At 56.6% G+C, this 22,250-nt stretch carries 19 protein-coding genes; 18 read left to right on the top strand and 1 reads right to left on the bottom strand.

Annotation, left to right across the window (positions count from 1 at the left end; genetic code table 11):
- Window positions 1-20: 20 nt before the first annotated feature.
- The 18 genes from Q2B33_RS09460 (at window position 21) to Q2B33_RS09375 (ending at window position 20,592) form a co-directional block, all read left to right on the top strand.
- Window positions 21-545 (top strand): site-specific integrase, encoded by a 525-nt coding sequence (locus Q2B33_RS09460; RefSeq protein WP_300569211.1) that lies wholly within the window; start codon window positions 21-23, stop codon window positions 543-545.
- Between the two features lie 4 nt (window positions 546-549).
- A complete protein-coding gene (locus Q2B33_RS09455) occupies window positions 550-1,893 on the top strand; it encodes a tyrosine-type recombinase/integrase (RefSeq protein ID WP_300569214.1) in 1,344 nt (447 codons plus the stop codon).
- Between the two features lie 313 nt (window positions 1,894-2,206).
- Window positions 2,207-4,216, top strand: a complete 2,010-nt coding sequence (gene uvrB, locus Q2B33_RS09450) for an excinuclease ABC subunit UvrB (RefSeq protein ID WP_300569326.1) — start codon at window positions 2,207-2,209, stop codon at window positions 4,214-4,216.
- A gap of 1 nt (window position 4,217) precedes the next feature.
- Window positions 4,218-4,850 (top strand): hypothetical protein, encoded by a 633-nt coding sequence (locus Q2B33_RS09445; RefSeq protein WP_300866029.1) that lies wholly within the window; start codon window positions 4,218-4,220, stop codon window positions 4,848-4,850.
- A gap of 109 nt (window positions 4,851-4,959) precedes the next feature.
- Window positions 4,960-7,854, top strand: a complete 2,895-nt coding sequence (uvrA, locus tag Q2B33_RS09440; RefSeq protein WP_300569219.1) for an excinuclease ABC subunit UvrA — start codon at window positions 4,960-4,962, stop codon at window positions 7,852-7,854.
- A 210-nt stretch (window positions 7,855-8,064) separates the two neighbouring features.
- Complete coding sequence (locus tag Q2B33_RS09435; RefSeq protein WP_300569222.1) at window positions 8,065-9,057, top strand: rod shape-determining protein; 993 nt, start codon at window positions 8,065-8,067, stop codon at window positions 9,055-9,057.
- 42 nt (window positions 9,058-9,099) lie between these two features.
- Complete coding sequence (locus Q2B33_RS09430; RefSeq protein ID WP_300569225.1) at window positions 9,100-9,879, top strand: flagellar hook-basal body protein; 780 nt, start codon at window positions 9,100-9,102, stop codon at window positions 9,877-9,879.
- Between the two features lie 238 nt (window positions 9,880-10,117).
- Window positions 10,118-10,933, top strand: a complete 816-nt coding sequence (locus Q2B33_RS09425) for a flagellar hook-basal body protein (protein ID WP_300569228.1) — start codon at window positions 10,118-10,120, stop codon at window positions 10,931-10,933.
- Between the two features lie 14 nt (window positions 10,934-10,947).
- On the top strand, window positions 10,948-11,370 hold the full coding sequence (locus tag Q2B33_RS09420) for a rod-binding protein (RefSeq protein ID WP_300569232.1): 423 nt from the start codon (window positions 10,948-10,950) through the stop codon (window positions 11,368-11,370).
- Between the two features lie 93 nt (window positions 11,371-11,463).
- Window positions 11,464-13,791 carry an ATP-dependent RecD-like DNA helicase gene (locus tag Q2B33_RS09415; RefSeq protein ID WP_300569235.1) on the top strand — a complete coding sequence of 776 codons (2,328 nt, stop codon included), beginning with the start codon at window positions 11,464-11,466 and terminating at the stop codon, window positions 13,789-13,791.
- Window positions 13,792-14,676, top strand: coding sequence for a ComF family protein (locus Q2B33_RS09410; protein WP_300815088.1), 885 nt, complete (start codon window positions 13,792-13,794; stop codon window positions 14,674-14,676).
- Between the two features lie 75 nt (window positions 14,677-14,751).
- Complete coding sequence (locus tag Q2B33_RS09405) at window positions 14,752-15,159, top strand: flagellar protein (protein ID WP_300569241.1); 408 nt, start codon at window positions 14,752-14,754, stop codon at window positions 15,157-15,159.
- Window positions 15,160-15,170: 11 nt separating this feature from the next.
- The gene (locus tag Q2B33_RS09400) at window positions 15,171-15,563 is read left to right on the top strand and encodes a hypothetical protein (RefSeq protein WP_300569244.1); all 393 of its coding nucleotides are present in this window, start codon (window positions 15,171-15,173) and stop codon (window positions 15,561-15,563) included.
- Between the two features lie 41 nt (window positions 15,564-15,604).
- The gene (locus tag Q2B33_RS09395; RefSeq protein WP_300815089.1) at window positions 15,605-16,738 is read left to right on the top strand and encodes a hypothetical protein; all 1,134 of its coding nucleotides are present in this window, start codon (window positions 15,605-15,607) and stop codon (window positions 16,736-16,738) included.
- A 26-nt stretch (window positions 16,739-16,764) separates the two neighbouring features.
- Window positions 16,765-17,655, top strand: a complete 891-nt coding sequence (gene cdaA, locus Q2B33_RS09390; protein ID WP_300569250.1) for a diadenylate cyclase CdaA — start codon at window positions 16,765-16,767, stop codon at window positions 17,653-17,655.
- Window positions 17,633-18,910, top strand: coding sequence for a YbbR-like domain-containing protein (locus tag Q2B33_RS09385; protein ID WP_300569253.1), 1,278 nt, complete (start codon window positions 17,633-17,635; stop codon window positions 18,908-18,910). The genes cdaA and Q2B33_RS09385 overlap by 23 nt, the downstream gene beginning before the upstream one ends.
- Window positions 18,911-18,912: 2 nt before the next feature.
- The gene (gene glmM / locus Q2B33_RS09380; protein WP_300569256.1) at window positions 18,913-20,262 is read left to right on the top strand and encodes a phosphoglucosamine mutase; all 1,350 of its coding nucleotides are present in this window, start codon (window positions 18,913-18,915) and stop codon (window positions 20,260-20,262) included.
- Between the two features lie 66 nt (window positions 20,263-20,328).
- Window positions 20,329-20,592, top strand: coding sequence for an HPr family phosphocarrier protein (locus Q2B33_RS09375; RefSeq protein ID WP_300569259.1), 264 nt, complete (start codon window positions 20,329-20,331; stop codon window positions 20,590-20,592).
- A gap of 31 nt (window positions 20,593-20,623) precedes the next feature.
- On the opposite strand, the gene Q2B33_RS09370 is transcribed toward Q2B33_RS09375, so the two are convergent.
- Window positions 20,624-21,799 carry a DUF3048 domain-containing protein gene (locus Q2B33_RS09370; RefSeq protein ID WP_300569262.1) on the bottom strand — a complete coding sequence of 392 codons (1,176 nt, stop codon included), beginning with the start codon at window positions 21,797-21,799 and terminating at the stop codon, window positions 20,624-20,626.
- Window positions 21,800-22,250 lie beyond the last annotated feature (451 nt).

The raw sequence follows: 22,250 nt of genomic DNA, 5'->3' as shown, positions 1-22,250 counted from the left end.
ATTAGGCAGCATTCAGCGTTATGCAGTATAATTTATCCCAGAAGACAGTCACAATATCCAGACAGATTACTTCCAACCCTATTGTTCCGAAAGGGCAGGGAAAGATAGCAGAATATCAGATTGTGGAGAAACCGCCCAAGACATCGAACAGTTATCGGACGCTTCGGGTTCCCGATGCAATCATGGAGGAAGTAATTGCAAGAAAAGCACTGATTGATTTCAAAAAAGGGCAATTGGGAGAGGCCTACATAGATCGGGATTACATTTCCTGCTGTGAAAATGGGTTGCCACATGCTGCTGCTTCCTTTAATACAGCATTGACTAAGTTGTGTAGAAGATCGGGGTTGCAGCATTTGACTGTTCATAGTTTGAGACATATGTATGCCAGTATTCTGACCGAACAGGGAGTACCGTTAATCAAAGTATCTGCACTATTGGGGCATTCAAGTGTGAATACCACCTTTGAGTATTACTGTGAGGTGATGGATGAGCCAGAGAAGATAAGAGGGTTTTTAAACAATAATTTTGTGCCAGAGGAGGATTGAGTGCTTGTTAGAGTTAAAGCAGCAAAATTATGTGGACTGGGATGTGAAAGCTGCTTTTAAGCTGCCTGACAGGGATAATTATGCTTATCGTGTCGTCCTGACGTTTCAGGACGGCACTCAGAAAGTGCAGCAGAAGTCAGGGTTCCATACTAAGAAAGAAGCAGAAGATGCCAGAAAACGTACTATGGGGGAACTGAGCAACGGAATTTATGTAGTGAACAACAATGTGAGGGTAAAAGAATTTCTTGAATATTGGCTCGAATATGATATCAGGAAGAGAGTAGGGAGCGCCAACACCTACTCTTCTTATTCCCAAATAGTCAGAAGCCATATTATTCCGTATATCGGAGGAAAAAAGCTGACAGAATTAAGCAGGGGTGATATTCAAAGATTGTATAAGGATCGCGCCGGATATTCTGTTTCTATCGTAAGGCAGTTAAAAACTGTGCTGAATGTCTCTTTTCGTTATGCGGTGGAGAATAAGCTGATTTCATTGAATCCCGCAGAGGGTGTCAATTTGCCCAAAAATGTAGAGACTAAGCCATATCACACAAGGAATATTGACATTCAAAAAACGTTGACCATGGAGCAGATACATACACTGCTGGAAGCCAGTAAGGGGACACCGATTCATATGCAGGTGCTGCTCAATGTCCTTATGGGACTACGGAGGCAGGAGATAAATGGCTTAAAGTATTCGGATGTTGACTATATAAACCGCACATTATCCGTGGAACGTCAGTTGGGAAGGGAGTTGAATAGAAGTCCAAATGAGAATGATGATAAGCCCATGACAAAGAGGGAACTGCCCCTGAAATCGTCCTCCAGCAAGAGGGTGCTTCCGATTCCGGACTATGTATTCGAGGCGATTCTGGAAGAGCGAAAAAAATATGAGAGAAACAGAACACGCAGAAGGTCACAGTTTCTGGATGCAGACTACATATGCTGTTCCAACTACGGAAAGCCCCGTAGCAAAGATTTTCATTGGCAGCATTATAAGAAACTTTTGAAAAATGCGGGTCTGCCTGATATCAGGTGGCATGATTTGAGAAGTACCTATTGTACCTTGTTGTTGAAGAGTGGCTTTAATCCGAAAGCTGTATCCAAATTGATGGGACATGCAAAAGAATTGATTACAGTGGATGTTTATGGTGATAATCAAAATATTATCCCGGAGGAAATACCTGAACTGCTGTCCTACATGGAGGATGTCATGCCAAAGAAAAATGACACGCCCAATCAGCAGGATAAGATTTTAGATGCCGACATTGCAATGGAGGAATATTTACCAATGAGGAGAAATGAGGTTCCATCACAGGGGAACAAACTTTCTGAACAAATGTTCTGAAAATTGAAGATTTCATCTATACAAATAAAATGCGGTATGCTATAATCAGAGTTGCTTTTGTGTCATCCAATCCATTTTAGTTTTACTACTATTATCGGGTTTGGAAAAATGAAATCAGTGAACAAAATTCGTCGAAAGGGCATATCGTTGAAAACGGAAGATGTGGCTCGACGAATATTCTGCAAATCGAATGGAACACTCGATTTATAGGCGAACTTTTCTACTATGGGAATTCCCTTATTCCCATTGGGAAGAAGAGGTTTTCGATTGCTATACGGAGGTGATATTTGTGCAAAATGAACAAAAGACGTTCATGGAACAAAAACCATTCAAACTTCATTCTGAATATAAGCCCACAGGCGACCAGCCCGCAGCCATAGCCGAGTTGGTCAAAGGCTTCAAGGAAGGTAACCAGTTCCAGACTTTACTAGGTGTGACCGGCTCCGGCAAGACCTTCACCATGGCCAACGTCATCGCCGCCCTGAACAAGCCCACTTTGGTCATAGCGCACAATAAGACCCTGGCCGGACAGCTCTACGGCGAGTTCAAGGAATTTTTCCCGGAAAACGCGGTAGAATACTTTGTGTCCTATTACGACTACTACCAGCCCGAAGCCTACGTGCCCTCCTCCGACACCTACATCGCCAAGGACTCCTCCATCAACGACGAGATAGAGAAGCTCCGTCTTTCCGCCACGGTCTCCCTGACAGAGCGCAGGGACGTGGTGGTGGTGGCCAGCGTGTCCTGCATCTACGGCCTGGGCAGCCCGGAAGAATACCAGGGCATGGTGGTCTCCCTGCGCCCCGGGATGGTGAAGGACCGCGACCAGGTGCTGCGGGAGCTGGTGGACATCCAGTACACCCGCAACGAGATGGACATGCACAGAGGGTGCTTTAGGGTGCACGGGGACGTCATAGAGGTATACCCGGCCCAGGGCGGGGACTACTTCATCCGGATTGAGTTCTTCGGGGACGAAATCGACCGCATCGCCGAGGTGGAGCCCCTCTCCGGCAGGGTGCACGCGGTGCTGAGTCACATCGCCATCTTCCCTGCCTCCCACTACGTGGTGTCCATGGACAAGATAAAGGCCGCCTGTGACAATATCGAGAAAGAGCTGGAAGAGCGAGTGCGCTTCTTCAAGGGGGAGGACAAGCTCATCGAGGCCCAGCGCATCGCGGAGCGGACCAACTTCGACATCGAGATGCTGCGGGAGACAGGCTTCTGCTCCGGCATCGAGAACTACTCCAGGCACTTGAACGCCATGCCCGAGGGAGCGCCGCCCCTGACCCTGATGGACTTCTTCCCCGATGACTTCCTGATCATCATCGATGAGTCCCATATGACCATCCCCCAGGTCCGGGGGATGTACGCGGGAGACCGCTCCAGGAAGCAGACCCTGGTGGACTACGGCTTCCGCCTGCCCTCAGCCCTGGACAACAGGCCCCTGAACTTCGAGGAGTTCGAGACACATATCGACCAGATGATGTTCGTCTCCGCCACCCCCTCGGACTATGAGGAGGCCCATGAGCTGCTGCGCACGGAGCAGATCATCCGGCCCACGGGGCTGCTGGATCCGGAGGTGGACGTGCGCCCTGTGGAAGGCCAGATAGACGATCTGATCGGCGAGATCAACAAGGAGACGAAAAAGCACAACAAGGTGCTGGTGACCACCCTGACCAAGCGCATGGCGGAGGACCTGACGGATTATATGAAGGATGTGGGCATCCGGGTGAAGTACCTCCACTCGGACATCGACACCCTGGAGCGGGCGGAGATCATCCGGGACATGCGCCTGGACGTGTTCGACGTGCTGGTGGGCATCAACCTGCTGCGGGAGGGCCTGGACATCCCGGAGATATCTCTGGTGGCCATCCTGGACGCGGACAAGGAGGGCTTCCTGCGCAGCGCCACCTCCCTGATCCAGACCATCGGCCGGGCGGCCAGGAACGCTGAGGGCCATGTGGTCATGTACGCGGATACCATCACGGATTCCATGCGGGTGGCATTGGACGAGACCAGCCGCCGCCGGGAAATCCAGATGAAATATAATGAAGAAAACGGCATCACGCCCACAACGATAAAGAAATCCGTCCGCGACCTGATTGCCATCTCCAAGGTCATCGCCAAGGAGGAGATGCGCTTTGAGAAGGATCCGGAGTCCATGAGCCGCAAGGAGCTGGAGAAGCTGATTGCGGATGTGCAGAAGAAGATGCAGAAGGCTGCCGCCGATTTGAACTTTGAGGCCGCAGCGGAGCTTCGGGACAAAATGATAGAGCTGAAGGAAAAGCTGCGGGACTTTACAGAGGAAAAGGAGGGTTCCTGAGGTGGAAATTTCAGGAGGCATGAATCGGGAGTACCTGAAGATGATGGAGGATATCTACCATGTCTCAGAGACGGCGGGGCTGAAGTCCTTTATATGGGGCGGGTTTGTGGCTGATATCCTGCAGGGAGAATTTACGCGGGAACATGGTGACTTGGACTGTTTCACGGAAAATCTGCCAGAGAATAGGGAGAGGCTGCAGCGGCAGTACGAAGGGCTGGGCTATTCGGTCAGCTATATGGAAGAATTCTGGCTGCTGCGAATTGAAAAAGACGGTATGCACGCTTCGTTTAATAGTGTCAGGAACATGGACGGAATTGGCCATTGGTACCATATAGGTCCTCACGGCACAGTATTTTTTCCTTATGGCTGGTTAGACCAAAAGCCGCGGTTGTTTTATGGGACACCTGTGTATACGATTGGAGAGAAGATGGCTTATGTGCTGAAGGCATCAGCCCGGCTCATGAATCCGGAATGGAAGACGCGGGAGAAAGACTATTCGGATATTGCGTTGCTGGAAAGGCTGCTGGATAGGAATGCGGAGGAGATATTGGAAATCAAGAAAAAAGTGTGGAGCCATAATCCTTATTGGTATGCGAGGGGATATGCCGAATACTATTTTCCTATATTGTTATAAGGAAGAAGAGCGTGCCACATCGTTCAAGGCGTATCTGGAATAAAAGAGAGCGAGCGGTAGGTGCTTGCCATATATCATATATCTATAGGAAGGAAATCGACAAAGGAAAATGGAAGAGATAAAGAAGATGCGGCCTCGGGAATATATTAAAATTCGGGGCGCCAACGAGCACAATCTGAAGAACATCGATGTGGACATCCCCCGGAACGAGCTGGTGGTTCTGACAGGCATGTCAGGTTCGGGCAAGTCCTCCCTGGCCTTCGACACCATCTACGCCGAGGGCCAGCGCCGCTACATGGAGTCCCTGTCCTCCTACGCCCGGCAGTTCCTGGGCCAGATGGAGAAGCCCAATGTGGAGAAGATAGAAGGGCTCTCCCCGGCCATCTCCATCGACCAGAAATCCACCAACCGCAACCCCCGCTCCACCGTGGGCACCGTGACGGAGATTTACGACTACTTCCGTCTCCTCTACGCCCGGATCGGCATCCCCCATTGCCCCAACTGCGGCAGGGAGATTTCCAAGCAGACCGTGGATCAGATGGTGGACCAGATTATGGCGCTGCCTGAGGGCACGAAGCTGCAGCTGCTGGCACCGGTGGTCAGAGGCCGCAAGGGGCGGCATGAGAAGGTGCTGGACAGGGCCAGGAAGAGCGGTTATGTGCGGGTGCGCATAGACGGCAGTCTCTATGAGCTCACGGAGGAAATCTCCCTGGAGAAGAACATCAAGCACAGCATCGAGATCGTGGTGGACCGCCTGGCCGTGAAGCCCGGCATAGAGCGCCGCCTGGCGGACTCCATCGAGAACGTGCTGAACCTGGCGGAAAATCTCCTGGTGGTGGACGTCATCGGCGGGGAGCCCATGACCTTCAGCCAGAGCTTCTCCTGCCCGGACTGCGGCATCGGCATCAGTGAGATCGAGCCCAGGAGCTTCTCCTTCAACAATCCCTTCGGGGCCTGCCCGGAATGCTCCGGACTGGGCTACAAGATGGAATTCGACATAGAGCTGATGATTCCGGATCCCCGGATGAGCATCAACGAAGGGGCCATAGCCGTCACGGGCTGGCAGAGCTGCATGGACAAGACCAGCTTCACCAACGCCCTGCTGCTGGCTCTGTGCAAGGAGTACCATTTCGACCTGGACACGCCCTTCCAGGACTACCCGGAGCATATCAAGGACATCCTGATCCGGGGCACCGATGGAAAAGAGGTGCAGGTCCACTACCAGGGCCAGCGGGGCAGCGGCGTCTACCCGGTTGCCTTCGAGGGGCTGGTGCGGAGCGTGGAACGGCGCTACCGGGAAACCTTCTCCGAGACCATGAAGCAGGAGTATGAGACCTTCATGCGCATCACCCCCTGCCGGGAATGCAAGGGCATGCGTCTGAAGAAGGAATCACTGGCAGTAACGGTATGTGATAAAAATATATATGAGATAACGTCCGAATCTATCCTGGAGCTCAACGCTTTCCTGAAGGACATGCAGCTCACCAGCCAGCAGCTCCTGATTGGGAAACAGCTGCTGAAGGAGATTCGGGCCAGGGTGGGATTCCTGGTGGACGTAGGGCTGGAGTACCTCTCCCTGTCCAGGGCCACCGCCACCCTGTCCGGCGGGGAGGCCCAGCGCATCCGCCTGGCCACCCAGATCGGCTCCGGCCTGGTGGGGGTCTGCTATATCCTGGACGAGCCCAGCATCGGCCTGCACCAGCGGGACAACGACAAGCTGCTGCGCACCTTGAAGAACCTGCGGGATCTGGGCAATACCATGATCGTGGTGGAGCATGACGAGGACACCATGCTGGAGGCGGACTACGTAGTGGACATCGGCCCCGGGGCCGGTTCCCACGGAGGGGAGGTGGTGGCCTGCGGCACCGCCGAGGAGATCATGCAGATACCGGAATCCGTCACGGGAAAGTACCTCAGCGGCGAGCTTGCAATCCCCATCCCCGGGGAGCGCCGTGCTCCCACCGGTTTCCTGAAGGTGCTGGGGGCCAAAGAGAACAACCTGAAAGGCGTGAACGTAGAGATTCCCCTGGGAATCATGACCTGCGTCACCGGCGTGTCCGGGTCGGGGAAGAGTTCTCTTGTGAACGAGATCCTGTACAAACGCCTGGCCAGGGACCTGAACCGGGCCAGATGCATCCCCGGAAAGCACAGGGACATCCAGGGCCTGGAGCTGCTGGACAAGGTCATCGCCATCGACCAGTCCCCCATCGGCCGCACGCCCCGCTCCAACCCGGCCACCTACACAGGAGTCTTCGACCAGATCAGGGACCTCTTCGCCTCCACGGCGGACGCCAAGGCCAAGGGCTACACCAAGGGGCGCTTCAGCTTCAACGTCAAGGGCGGGCGCTGCGAGGCCTGCGGCGGGGACGGCATCATCAAGATAGAGATGCACTTCCTGCCGGATGTGTACGTGCCCTGCGAGGTCTGCGGCGGCAAGCGCTACAACCGGGAGACCCTGGACGTGAAGTACAAGGGCAAGAGCATCTTCGACGTGCTGGACATGACCGTGGACGAGGCCTGCGGCTTCTTCGAGAACGTGCCCTCCATCAGGCGCAAGATCGAGACCCTCTACGATGTGGGGCTTTCCTATGTGAAGCTGGGGCAGCCATCCACCACCCTCTCCGGCGGGGAGGCCCAGCGCATCAAGCTGGCCACAGAGCTCTCCAGGCGCAGCACGGGCAAGACCATCTACATCCTGGACGAGCCCACCACGGGCCTGCACTTCGCGGACGTGCACAAGCTGGTGGACATCCTCCACAGGCTCACGGAGGGCGGCAACACGGTTGTAGTCATCGAACACAACCTGGACGTGATCAAGACCGCGGACTATATCATCGACATGGGACCCGAGGGCGGCGACCGGGGCGGCACCGTGATCGCCACGGGCACGCCGGAGCAGGTGGCGGAGGAGAAGCGGTCCTACACGGGCATCTATATTAAGAAGATGCTGGATAAAAGTAAGGCCAGGAAAGCATTGGAAAAAGAAAAAAGGAAAAAAGGCTAAAGAAGAGAAAGGATTCTGCCGAAATTGTTATATAACCTGACAGTTCCTCTGACTGCCCCCGGGGGCGGCGGTTTATGTCTGTACACATTTTTTAAAATTTTCATAAACCCCTATGAAAATGGAATTTTTTCGGTTATAATATAAAACGATTGGAAATATGTTATTTATTTGGAGCCGGGAATCCGTTGGGAGATAGAAAGGGGCAGCAGTATGCAGTGTACGGATATTGGAATCGATTTGGGTACAGCCAGCATTTTAGTATACATCAGAGGAAAGGGCGTCGTATTGAAGGAGCCCTCGGTGGTGGCCTTTGACAGGGACACCCAGAAGATCAAGGCCATCGGAGAGGACGCCAGGCTCATGCTGGGCAGGACGCCTGGGAACATCGTGGCCGTCAGGCCCCTGCGCCAGGGGGTCATCTCGGACTATACCGTCACCGAGAAGATGATGAAGTATTTCATCCAGAAAGCGCTGGGCAGGAGATCCTTCCGGAAGCCCCGCATCGCCGTGTGCGTCCCCAGCGGCGTCACGGAGGTGGAGAAGAAGGCTGTGGAAGACGCCACTTACCAGGCAGGGGCCCGGGACGTGGACATCATTGAGGAGCCTATCGCTGCCGCCATCGGCGCTGGGATAGACATCGCCAAGCCCTGCGGGAACATGATCGTGGACATCGGCGGCGGCACTTCCGACATTGCTGTCATTTCTCTGGGCGGCACGGTGGTCAGCGCCTCCATCAAGGTGGCCGGGGATGATTTCGACGAAGCAATCGTCCGCTATATGCGCAAGAAACATAATCTGCTGATTGGCGAGCGGACAGCGGAGGATCTGAAGATTAAGATCGGCTCCGCCTACAAGCGGCCGGAGGTGGACTACATGGACGTCAGGGGCCGGAACCTGGTCACAGGCCTGCCCAAGACGGTGAAGGTATCCTCCGAGGAGACTGAGGAAGCCCTCCGGGAGACCACTTCCCAGGTTGTGGAGACCATCCACAGCGTGCTGGAGAAGACGCCGCCCGAGCTGGCGGCGGACATCGCGGACAGGGGCATCGTGCTCACAGGCGGCGGAAGCCTCCTGCGGGGACTGGAGGAGCTGATTTCCTCCAAGACGGGCATCAACACCATCACCGCAGAGGATCCCATGACGGCGGTGGCAGTGGGAACCGGGAAATATGTGGAATTCCTCTCAGGCCACAATGACAGATAGGAACAGATTCAGGATAAAAGGCATCAGGAGGCAGCAAATCATATGCTAAAAGGTTTATACACGGCTTATACCGCCATGGTCAACGAACAGCACAGGATGGACACCATGACCAACAACCTGGCCAACGCGTCCACGGTGGGATTCAAGAAGGAGGGCGCCACCAGCCAGTGCTTTTCGGATGTGCTCACGGTGAAGATCAAAGACCGTTCGGACGGCCACCACGCCTACGCCGAGCACATCGGCAGGAACAATCCCGGCGTGAAGATCGGGGAGAACTATACGGACTACACCCAGGGTTCCTACCGCGTCACGGGCAATACCTATGACCTGGCCATAGACGGGGACGGCTTCTTCGCCATCGAGTTCACCAACAAGGCGGGAGAGACATCCACCATGTACACCCGGGCCGGCCAGTTCACCCTGAACAAGGAAGGGTATCTGGTGAACGAGGACGGCGATTATGTGCTGGACAATCAGAGCCGCCGGATACGGTTGAACACCCTGCTGGATTCTAAAATAGACGAGGACGGGACCATATACCAGAACGATACGGCGGTGGCCAGGATCGGCATTACCGATTTCGAGGATTACGATTATCTGGAGAAATACGGCGAGACCTATTACAGGCCCATAGAGGGGGCCAGGACCACCCAGGCCAACGCGGTGATCAACTCAGGCTACCTGGAGATGTCCAATGTGCAGGTGGTGTCCGAGATGGTGAACCTGATCGCCATCACCCGGAACTATGAGAGCAGCCAGAAGATCATCCAGACCTATGACGGTTCCCTGGAAATCGCAGCCACCCAGTTGGGAAGGGTCTAATATTGGGAAGGACTGCTGTCTGCATACACGGAGAGGGATAGGGAGGAAAGCTGTGACAGATGCAGTTTATTGCCTGGCTTATAACCACCGCGACAGACAAATGTCAGACACTGGAAGAGGTCAGGGAAATGAACAGGGAAATCCGCGAGCATTCCACCGGATGGAAGCCGGTGGGAGAGAACGGGAAGGATAAGGCCGATTGCATCGGCCGGGGATTTGAAAGGAAGGAAACAGCACTATGGTACGTAGCTTATGGACAGCGGCAACCGGCATGATTGCCCAGCAGACGAATCTCGACACCATCGCCAACAACCTGGCCAACGTGAACACACAGGGCTATAAGACCCATGTGAACGAGTTCAAGACATTGTTGTATCAGAACCTGCAGACCAGGACCACCACGGCCAACGGGGAGCAGAAGCCCACCAGCGCGCAGGTGGGACTGGGCGTGCGCAATTCCGCCATCACGACCATATTCAGGCAGGGAAACGCAATGGCTTCGGACAGCGATACCGCATTCATGATAGACGGCAAGGGCTTCTTCGCGGTGCGGGGGGCGGACGGCAATACCTACTACACCCGCAACGGCAATTTCCAGTTCACCTTGGCCACCAACGGCAACATGCTGGCCAATGAGGACGGGCTTCCGGTGATGGATACCAACGGACGGCCCATCATCCTGAACCAGAGCTACATAGTCACCAACATTACGGTGAACTCCGACGGGGAGCTGTGCTATCCGGACGCAAAGAACAATCCCCAGCCCATGGGGATTCGCATCGGGCTGTTCCAGTTCAACAATCCCAACGGCCTGAACAAGCTGGCCAACACCCTGTATGAGCAGTCCGCGGCCAGCGGCCAGCCGATCAATGAGGCCACCAGCACGGCGGTGGAGAAGAGCAAGGTCATCCAGAATTATCTGGAGGGCTCCAACGTGCAGGTAGTGGACGAGATGGTGAGCATGATTGTGGCGCAGCGGGCCTATGAGCTGAACTCCAAGGCCATCACCACTTCCGACGAGATGCTGCAGCAGGCCAACAACTTACGCAGGTAGGAGGTAACTGAATAATGGATTTCAGCAATATAACCGGCATGTACGCCGACACCTACGCCAACGCTGCCAACCAGCGGGCGGCGGGGCTGCAGGATAAGCTCAAGGACGCGGACTACGCGAAGGCGACGGACGCGGAGCTGATGGATGCCTGCAAGCAGTTCGAGGCCTACTTCATCGAGCAGATGTACAAGGGCATGATGAAGACCATCCCCACCAATGAGAATAACTCCAACTACACGGCTACCATGATGGACTACTACAAGGATCAGATGGTGCAGGCCGTGGCGGAGGAGACCACGGACCAGAACGGCGGCTTCGGCCTGGCGCAGATGCTGTACGATCAGATGAAGCGCAACTTCAGCACCACAGAGATTCCCTCGGCCGCGGAGGACGCCGGGACCGCGGAAGGCGTGGCTGCTGTGGGAGAGAATCACTAATCAGGATAAATGAGACAGAACATACATTCAGGACAAGGCTGCTTGCGTGGAGAGGCAGCCTTGTTCTGATATATGAGATTGCGGGGAATCCGGATGGAGACGGTCAGCGGATATGTAGAGCATATCATCTTTCAGAATAATGAGAACGGCTATACTGTCATGAATCTGATGACAGAGGGCAGCGAGGTGGTCTGCGTGGGGATGGGCAAAGGCCTGACCCAGGGGGAGAACATCCAGGTGCAGGGGGAGTATGTGGAGCACCCTGTCTATGGGACCCAGCTCAAGATGGCCAGCTTCCAGGTGGTGGTGCCGAAGGACAGCCTGGGCATGGAGCGGTATCTGGGCTCCGGGGCCATAAAGGGCGTAGGGCCCTCCCTGGCCGCCAGGATCGTGCGGCAGTTCGGGGACGATACCTTCCGGATTATCGAGGAGGAGCCGGAGCGGCTGGCGGAGGTGAAGGGCGTGAGCCAGCGCAAGGCCAGGGACATCGCCGTGCAGATGGAGGAGAAGAGGGATCTGCGCGACGCGCTGGTGTTCCTCCAGCAGTACGGCATCTCCAACACGCTGGCCGTGAAGATATACGAGACCTACGGTGGCGGCCTCTACGGCGTCATGAAGGAGAACCCCTATCGCCTGGCGGAGGACATCCACGGGATCGGCTTCAAGCTGGCGGACGAGCTGGCCGCCAAAATCGGCATCCACACCGACTCCGACTACCGGATTAGGAGCGGCATCTTCTACACCCTGATGCAGACCGTGGGGGAGGGGCACTGCTATTTTCCCATGGAGGCCCTGCTGGAGCGGGCGGAGCGTCTGCTGGGCGTGGCAAGGGAATACATCCGCCCCCAGATGGACAATCTGATGATGGACAAAAAGCTGGTGATAAAGGGGGATCAGGTCTTCGCCACCTCCTATTACTATGCGGAGCTGAACTGCGCCCGGATGCTGCAGGAGCTGAATATTTCCATGATGCCCGGGCAGGAGGAGAGCAGCGGGGATTCCCGGGAGGAGGGCGGGAGGTTTGCCGACAATGCCGACTTCGGGAGCGGCGGGGACTTCGGCCTGGGTGCGGAGGCCATGGGAAAGCTGGGGGCGCTGGCGGAGAGCCTGCATATGGAGCTGGACCGGCTTCAGTTCCGGGCGGTGGCGGAATCCATCCGCAACGGCCTGTTCCTGCTGTCCGGCGGCCCCGGAACGGGCAAGACCACCACGATCAACATGGTGATACGCTATTTCGAGGCGGAGGGGCTGGACATCCTCCTGGCCGCGCCCACAGGCCGTGCGGCCAAGCGCATGACCGAGGCCACAGGCTTTGAGGCCAGGACCATCCATCGGATGCTGGAGCTGAACAGCGCGCTGTCGGACGAGGACACGAAGAAGGTAAGGTTCGAGCGCAACGAGGAGAACCCCCTGGAGGCGGATGTGGTCATCATAGACGAAATGTCCATGGTGGACATCCAGCTGTTCCAGGCGCTGCTGAAGGCCGTGGCCCCGGGGACCAGGCTGGTGCTGGTGGGGGACGTGGACCAGCTGCCCAGCGTGGGGCCGGGACAGGTGCTGCGGGACCTCATCCGCAGCAGGTGCTTTCCCATGGTGGAGCTGAAGAGGATTTTCCGGCAGGCGGAGGAGAGCGACATCATCGTGAACGCCCACCGGATCAACAACGGGGAGCAGATCGCTCTGGACAACAAGTCCAGGGACTTCTTCCTCCTGGAGAGAAATGACATAAATGTCATATATAAGCATATGATACAATTGATACAGGAGAAGCTGCCCCGGTATGTGAAGGCCACGGCCTTCGACATCCAGGTGCTCACCCCCATGCGAAAGGGCCCGCTGGGCTGCGAGACCCTGAACGGCATCCTGCAGAGATACCTGAATCCCGCCGACGGGCGCAAGAGGGAGCATATGAGCGGCGACCGCATCTACCGCGAGGGCGACAAGGTGATGCAGATCAAGAACAATTATCAGCTGGAGTGGGAGATCGTCAGCAGGTACGGCATCCCGGTGGAGCGGGGGGCGGGCGTCTTCAACGGCGACATGGGCCAGATCCTGGAGATCCAGGAGGCGGCCTCCTGCCTGGTGGTGGAGTATGACGAGCAGAAGCGGGTCACCTATCCCTTCTCCCTGCTGGAGGAGCTGGAGCTGTCCTATGCCGTCACCATACACAAATCCCAGGGAAGCGAGTATCCGGCGGTGCTCATGCCGCTGCTGGGCGGGCCCCGGATGCTCTTCAACCGCAATCTCCTGTACACTGCCATCACAAGGGCCAAAAGCTGCGTCACGATCCTGGGCAGCAGCGCCACCGTCCGGGGCATGATAGACAATGTCAGCGAGAACCGCAGATTCACGGCTCTGGCGGCCAGGATATGCGAGCAGTACGGGAAGGACTGCCCGCAGGCCGACAGCGCCTTTCTATAAATGAAGTCGGAGAAGGTTCCGGAAAACGGAGAACGGCACCGCCACAGGGCAGACGGGGCCGGGAAAAGGAGTGGAGGAACCATGAGAAGGGACGCGGAAGGAGCGGCACGAAAGACAGCGCAAAGGAAGATACAAAAGCAAAGAGGCGTGAAGATGAGGCCCCGGCCCGGGGCGGCCGCGAAGGCCTGTGAGGGCGTGCTGCAGCTCCTCTTTCCCCTGCGGTGCCCGGTGTGCGACGGCATCGTGACGCCGCAGGGAGAGAGGATCTGCCTGGAATGCCTGGGCAGGCTGCAGCTTTTGACGCCGCCCTGGTGCATGAAATGCGGGAAGAAGCTGGCCCAGGAGGGGGAATTCTGCGGGGACTGCCAGAGAAGGGAGCATCTGTTCACAAGAGGCCGGGCGCTGTATTCCTACGAGAGCGCGGCCCCGTCCATCTACCGCTTCAAATACGGCGGCAGGCGGGAGTACGCGGAAGCCTTCGGGGAGCAGATGGCGGAATATCTGGGAGATTTCATCCGCAGCGTCCGGCCGGAGGCGCTGATCCCCATACCGCTGCACCGGAAGCGCCTCAGGGCCAGAGGGTACAACCAGGCCCGGCTCCTGGCCCGGGCGTTGGGGCGGCGCACGGGGGTGCCCGTATGCGCCGATTTCCTGGTCAGGGTGAAGAATACCCTGCCCCTGAAATACGAAAATCCCAAAGAACGGCAAAATAATTTGAAAAAGGCTTTTAATATAGCGAGAAATGATGTAAAATTAAAGAGAGTGGTAGTCATCGACGATATCTATACTACCGGCAGCACCATGGACGAGGCGGCGGAAACCTTGAGAGGGGCGGGCGTGGAGGAAGTCTATTTCATCGCGCTGGCCAGCGGGACAGGCGTGTAAAGGGCTTCGGGACTACAGGCCGGGACGGAAGGTTTTCCATGGAATCGGGTGCGCAGACGCACAGGGGAGAACACTATGAATGTAAGGAATTGCAGAAGCTGTGGATGTATTTTCAATTATGTGGCCGGTCAGGTGATCTGCCCTGCCTGCCGTGACAAGGTGGAGAAGAAGTTCCAGGAAGTGAAGGAGTATATCCGGGATAACAAAGGCGTAGGCATCCAGCAGGTAGCGGATGCCTGCGAGGTGGACGTGGGCCAGATCCGCCAGTGGCTCCGGGAGGAACGCCTGGAGCTGGCTGCGGACTCCGCGCTCTATCTGAACTGCGAGTCCTGCGGACAGCCGATCCGCAGCGGTAGGTTCTGCGACAAGTGCAAGGGGAACATGACCAGGGACCTGCAGAGCATCCTGAAGAGCAATCAGCCCGCGGAGAGAAAACCGGACAAGAACCAGGGCGACAGCGCCAGGATGAGATTCTTGAAATAGGAGGGTGCATTATGCTCAGCGAGGAACGCATTATCCTGATGACCCGCATGGCTTCCTACGAGCGGGGAGAGGGCAGAGAGAATGTGAAGATCGGCAATTATTTCCGCGCCGACTATATTGCGCTGCATGTGCTGAAGGCCGTGGTCTGCGCGATCATATCCTTCGGGATTCTGTTCGGGCTCTACATGCTGTGTAACATCGAGGAATTCCTGGAGGATCTGTACAAGATGGATCTGCTGGCGTTTGCCAGGGAGGTGCTGACGTATCTGGCCGTCATGGTAGGCGGCTATGCGGTCCTGACGTACATCGTCTGCACATGGCGGTACGCCAGGGCGAAAAAGAGCCTGAAATGTTATTATCATAATTTAAAAAAGCTGAATTCCCTCTACCAGGACGGTCAGTAGGGGAATCGAAGCTGGAGGTCAGAATGACGGTTTTACTGGAAATGAAAGAAAGGATAAAGCTGGTTTACGGCAAATATGAGGCATTCATTGTGCCCGTGTTCAAGTTCCTGCTGGCTTTCATCACTTTCAGCACACTGAATGGCAGGATGGGCTACATGGTGAGAATCGACGACACAAGGATCATGCTGATCGCCGCCCTGACCTGCTCGTTTCTGCCCGTGGGGTTGATGGTCCTGATGGCGGCGGCGTTCAGCCTGATGCATATGTATGCGCTCTCCATGGAAGTGGCCCTGGTGGGGCTATGCATGTACCTGATCATGTATCTGCTGTTCTTCCGGTTCAGTCCAAAGGATTCCCTGGTGGTGGTACTGACGCCCCTTCTGTTTTCCATGAAGATTCCCTATGTGGTGCCGATCTCGGTGGGGCTGCTGTGCGGGCCGTCCTCCATGGTGTCCGTGGGCTGCGGCATCGCGGTGTACTATCTGATGCAGACAGTGATCGACAGCGCCCCCAACATCCGTACCATGGGGGAGAGCGAGGATGAGATCCTGGTGAAGGTGCGCATGATGGTGGAGAGCATCATGGACAACAAGGCCATGCTGGTGATGATCGCGGCCTTTGCCATTACGGTGCTGGTGGTCTATCTGATCCGGCGGATGTCGGTGGACTACTCCTGGACCATCGCCATGGTGGCGGGAGCCATGATGAACGTGGTGCTCCTGCTGATAGGGGATTTGATGTACGATGTGAATCTCTCCGTGGGCAGCGTGCTGCTGGGATCCCTGCTGGCGATCGTGGTGGCCAAGGTGATAGAGTTCTTCCGCTTCTGCGTGGACTACAGCCGCACGGAGAGGGTGCAGTTCGAGGACGATGAATACTATTATTACGTAAAGGCGATCCCCAAGATGACAGTCTCCGTGCCCACCAAGACCGTGAAGAAGATCAATCCCCAGCGGGACAGGGCAGGGGAGGCGGAACCCAGGGCCAGGAGCGGAGGGCCCAGGCGGCAGGGCGGCCGCGCCGGCGAAGAGCGGACGGTTCCCGACAGGGGCGGCTCCAGGACTTCCCCCGCCCAGGGCGGCGCGCGCAGAGGGCAGCGGGGCATGACCGTGGGGAATGCCGGAAGGCAGGAGACTCCCGAGGGCAATCCGGAGGATTATGAAGAGTGGCCGTAAGAGGCGAAAAGTAAGGTTGGGTTGAGATGCAGTGGATTGAGACAGCAAGTGAATACCTGAAAAATATCAAGACATACGCAAATACCATAGACCTGTACGATGTGGCGGAAATCCTGATTATAGCGTTTCTGCTGTATTCCATTCTGGCATGGATGAAGACCACCAGATCCTGGAGGGTGCTGCGGGGCCTGGTAGTGATCGTCCTGTTCCTGCTGGTGGTGGACCTTATGCAGATGACCACCATCATCTGGATGACACGCAACGTCCTGGGCTTTGCGGTGACGGCGATCATCGTGGCCATGCAGCCGGAGCTGCGCCAGGCCCTGGAGCAGCTGGGAGAGAAGAACTTCCTGCCCTCCTTCTCCAGTTCCTCCCGGAAGATGGAGGATACCTTTTCCGAGAAGACGGTGGGGGAGATCGTGAAGGCCTGTGTGGAGATGGGCAAGGTGAAGACCGGTGCCCTTATTGTGGTGGAGAGGAAAGAGTCCCTGAAGGACTACGAGCGCACCGGCATAGAGGTGGACGGACTGGTGACCAGCCAGCTTCTGATCAATATATTCGAGCACAATACGCCCCTCCATGACGGAGCGGTGATCGTGCGGGGGAACCGGGTGACCTTCGCCACCTGCTATCTGCCCCTGTCAGACAACCTGGATTTGAGCAAGGAGCTGGGCACCAGGCACCGGGCGGGCGTGGGGGTGTCGGAGACCACGGACTCCATGACGCTGATTGTGTCGGAGGAGACGGGAGGCATCAGCATGGCCTATGAGGGCGAGCTGAGGAGGCACCTGAGCGCGGAGGAGCTGCGTGAGAGAATGCGGCAGATTATGGATTTGAATGGAGAAGAGGATGCAAAAGGCGCACACAAACGGAGAGGAAAAAACAGGGCGAAGAGTGAAAAGAAAGATACTGAATAACCTGGGGCTGAAGCTCCTGTCTGTGGTGCTGGCCATCGTGTTCTGGTTCCTGGTGGTCATGGCCGACAACCCCAAGGACTCCGTGGCTTTTTCGAATATACAGGTGAATCTGATCAACACGGAGCTGCTGGAAAAGGGCAATAAATTCTATGAGGTGCTGGAGGGCTCGGACAGGATCCGGGTCACCGTGGAGGCGCCCAGGAATGTCATACAGGAGCTGAGCGCCTCCGACATCGTGGCGGAGGCCGACGTGAGCAGGCTGACGGAGGTGAATACCGTCCCCATCAGCTTCCGGGTGCTCAACGACGAGGTGGAGATACTGGACATCTCCGGCAGCCGGGATGCCGTACAGCTCAACGTAGAGCAGAAGGCCAGCAATTGGGTCAGCGTGGTCTGCGACACCAGGGGAGATGTGGCGGAGGGCTATATCATCGGCAATGCGAAGCTGGAGCAGAACAGGATAGAGATTACCGGTCCCCAGTCGGTGGTGGATAGCATCAAGAGCGCGGGCATCGAAATCGATGTGACCGGCGCTACCAGCAATGTGTCGGGCAACGCGGACATCCACTTCTATGACGCGGAGGGAGAGCTGGTGGACGACTCCGACATCGCGAAGAACACCAGCAGCATGCATGTGGAGGTACCGGTGCTGGCCACCAAGGAGGTGCCCGTGGAGGCCGCCTTTACCGGTGTGCCGGCGGAGGGATATCTGGTCACCGGCGTAGTGCAGTGCGAGCCTTCCAGTGTGATGATTGCCGGTACTGCATCCGCGCTGGCGGAGATAAGCAGGATTTCCATCCCCGAGAGGGAGCTGGACATCACGGATCAGGAGGGCAGCCTGGAGAGGGTCATCGACATCCGGAAATATCTGGATAATGCCAGCCTGGCGGACAGCAGCTTCAACGGAAGGGTGACGGCCACGGTCTATATCGAGCCGATGGTGGAGAGGACGCTGGTGATTTCCCGGAGCAATCTCACCGTCACCAATTTGCCCACGGGATATGACTGGTCCTTTGCGGAGGAGCAGATGACATACAGACTGAGGATATCCGGGCTGGATGACGCGGTATCCGCCGTGGATCAGGGCGCGGTGCACGGCACGATCGACATCGGCGCATGGATGACGGAGGGGGATATCCAGGAGCTGGATACAGGGGTGTACGAGATCAGAGTGGGATTTGAGCTCACCGATGATGTGAATATAGAGAACGAGATATCCGTGAGGCTGAACATCGTGAAATTGGAGGATGAATAAGGATGGCTAGATTGTTTGGTACGGACGGCGTCAGGGGAATCGCCAACGAAGAGCTGACCCCTCTGATGGCCATGCAGCTGGGGCAGGCGGGAGCCTATGTCCTGACCAAAGAGAAAGAGCACAAACCTACCATCATGGTAGGCTGCGATACCCGTATTTCCGGCGACATGCTGGCCAACGCCCTGATGGCGGGGGCCTGCTCCGTGGGGGCCAACTGCGTGTACGTGGGCATCATGCCCACCCCGGCGGTGGCGTACCTGACCCAGAAGTACAAGGTGGACGCGGGAGTCGTCATCTCCGCCTCCCACAATCCCGTGGAGTTCAACGGAATCAAGTTCTTCGACGGAAACGGCTATAAGCTGCCCGATGAGCTGGAGGATGAGATCGAAAAGCTGATGAAGGATAAAATGCCCGGCGTGAATTTTCCCACAGGCCCCGCCGTGGGGAAGGTGAAATACCGCACCGATGCCCGGGAGGAGTACATCAACCACGCGATTCAGTCCGTGCCTGTGGCGCTGGAGGGGATGAAGATCGTGGTGGACTGCGCGGAGGGCGCGGCTTATTATACCTCCGTGGAGGCCCTGAAGGAGCTGGGGGCCAGCGTGGTGGCGATCCACAACAACCCCGACGGCACCAACATCAACGCCAACTGCGGCTCCACCCATATGGCCGAGCTGCAGGCCAGGGTGGTGTACGAGAAGGCACGGATAGGCCTTGCTTTTGACGGGGACGCGGACAGACTGCTGGCGGTGGACGAAAACGGCGAGGTGGTGGACGGCGACCAGATCATGGCCATCATAGGCAACCATATGCGGGACAACGGGAAACTGAAGAAGGACACCATCGTGGCCACGATCATGAGCAACCTGGGATTCTTCCTGATGGGGGAGCGCAACGGCCTGACCATAGAGCAGACCAAGGTGGGCGACCGCTACGTGCTGGAGCGCATGAAGGAGATCGGCGCCAGCCTGGGCGGCGAACAGTCGGGGCATATCATCTTCCTGGACGAGAACACCACGGGGGACGGCCTGCTGAGCGCCTTGCATCTGCTCCAGGTCATGGTAGATACCGGGAAGAGCCTGTCTGAGCTGGCTGGCATCATGGAGGTGCTGCCCCAGGCTTTGGTCAACGCCAAGGTGGCCAACCATAAGAAAGAGAAGTACATGGAATATCCTGTGATCGCGGAGGCGATTGGGAGGCTGGAGAAGGCATTCGCCGGAGAGGGCAGGGTATTGATCAGGCCCTCCGGGACAGAGCCGCTGGTGCGTGTGATGATAGAGGGCAAGGATAAGCAGGTCATCCGCGCGGAGGCGGAGAAGCTGGCCATGCTGATACAGGATGTCATGTTCTAGCCCGCGGACGGAAGCGGGATATCCCAGAGAAAAAGGTCGGGGAAAACAGATTGGAGGAAGGACAAAATGGTAAGTCAGAAAGTAGTGATCAAAAATCCTACTGGCTTGCATTTGAGGCCGGCAGGGATTTTGTGCAAGGAAGCGATGCAGTTCAAATCTTTGATTACGTTCCAGTTCCGGGACAGCACCGCCAATGCCAAGAGCGTGCTGAGCGTGCTGGGGGCCTGCGTGAAGAGCGGGGACGAGATTGAGTTCTTCTGTGAGGGGGAGGACGAGCAGGAGGCGCTGAAGGCGCTGGTGCGCGCTGTGGAAAACGGATTGGGGGAATAAAGGGAGGTGCCGCGGGGCGGCACCTCTTTTCTTATCGGAATGTGAAGTTATCGTCCTCCTCCACGATGCAAATCATGGTCTTTCCGGTATTCAGGACGATTTCGTTGCCGTAGTCGTCATAGTATCTGGTAGCGCCGTAATCGCTGGTCTTCTCCCAGTTGACATGGATACCCTTCCCGTTGGTGAAGTACCATCCGTCCCGGGTGGTGTCATGGCACTGGAACGCCAGGTAGCCCTCTCCCAGCTCCTCGTATTTGATGTACTGCACCAGGATGTTCTTGAAGGTCAGTTGGGTGCCGTTGGAATCCACATGGGGGCCGTCGCTGCCGCCGGACAGATGCTGGGAGCGGTAGTAGAGGCCGTCCTCCTCGTTGAATTCAAAATAGCATCTGGTCAGGGGATAGCAGCCCGACATATCGATGTAGGTGGCGTTCTTGGCTTCCGCATCGTATTGGGCCAGGGTGTTGGGGTTCAGCTTGGCGGTGAACCGGAAGTGGTCGGCATCGGTCAGGTTCCTGTACGCAAGCGGATACCCCTTCTGCCGGATCACATCGGCCAGGCCGGCGCCGGAGGCATATCCGTTGTGGGGGGCCGGACGGTCCGAGGTGCGGAAGAATGCCCCGGCATCGGAATCCAGATTGCCGTCGATGTTCTGGGTGTCCTCCTTGGCTATCAGGTCATTGATGAAGTACGGGCCGCCGAAGTGCACGATAAAGGCGTCCCACTCGAAGGCCCAGAAAGCGTAATAGGTGCGGAGGCTCCGGACATTGCCGATTTTCTCCAGGTCCTGCCAGCCCTCGTAGACGGCCATCATCCGGGACATCCGGCCCTCCACGTTGGCCTCATAGACCACGGAGGCTTTGGACAGATTGTAGTGGGGGATGGCATTGGACTCGTTGGGAATCATCACGGCTATGGGACGGGTATCCGCCACGCCGGGATCCACCCACTCGTTGGTGAGGCGGCTGCGCACCATGCCCTCCCGGGGGGGAAGTGAGTCGTCCTCGACGACGATCCCCGGCGAGGGGGACTGCAGGCCGCCATCGGGCTGCAGACTGCCGTCGGGCTGCGGAGCCGGGACGGAATCGGGGGAATCGGCCTGGCTGGATTCCGGAAGGACAGGGGCGGTGGATCCGTCCTCCTGCCCACAGGCGGCCAGCGCCAAGATCACGGCCAGGAAAAGAAGGCTTCTCTTTATTTTCTTCATAACATAGCTCTCCTATCGTATCTGAACTAACATTATATCACAAAAGCTGACAAGAGTCATCCAATTGACTGAAAAATTAAGAAACTTAAGAAATAAAAGAAATAAACTTAAGAAATAGGCCCGGGATGTCCCTGCATTTTCCCTTGCGGAATACGGAGGAAGACGGTATACTGGAAGCAGGATTAAGTGACGGAAGGGAGCGAGGGGATTCATGAGCCTGTTGACTGTGGTCGTGCCCTGTTATAATGAAGAGGAGAACGTGCCGTTCTTTTACGGGGAGCTGATGAAGAACGAGCCTTTTTTTGACGAAAAGGGGATTGAGCTGGAGCTGCTCTATGTGGACGACGGCTCCAGGGACGGGACTGTGACGGAGGTGAAGAAGCTGCGGGAGAAGGACCAGCGGGTGCACCTGGTAGATCGGAAGAGCACACGTCTGAACTCCAGTCACCAG

This window comes from uncultured Acetatifactor sp., assembly GCF_948601915.1.
Lineage (GTDB): Bacteria > Bacillota > Clostridia > Lachnospirales > Lachnospiraceae > Acetatifactor.
This window is presented reverse-complemented; position numbering and strand designations above follow the sequence as displayed.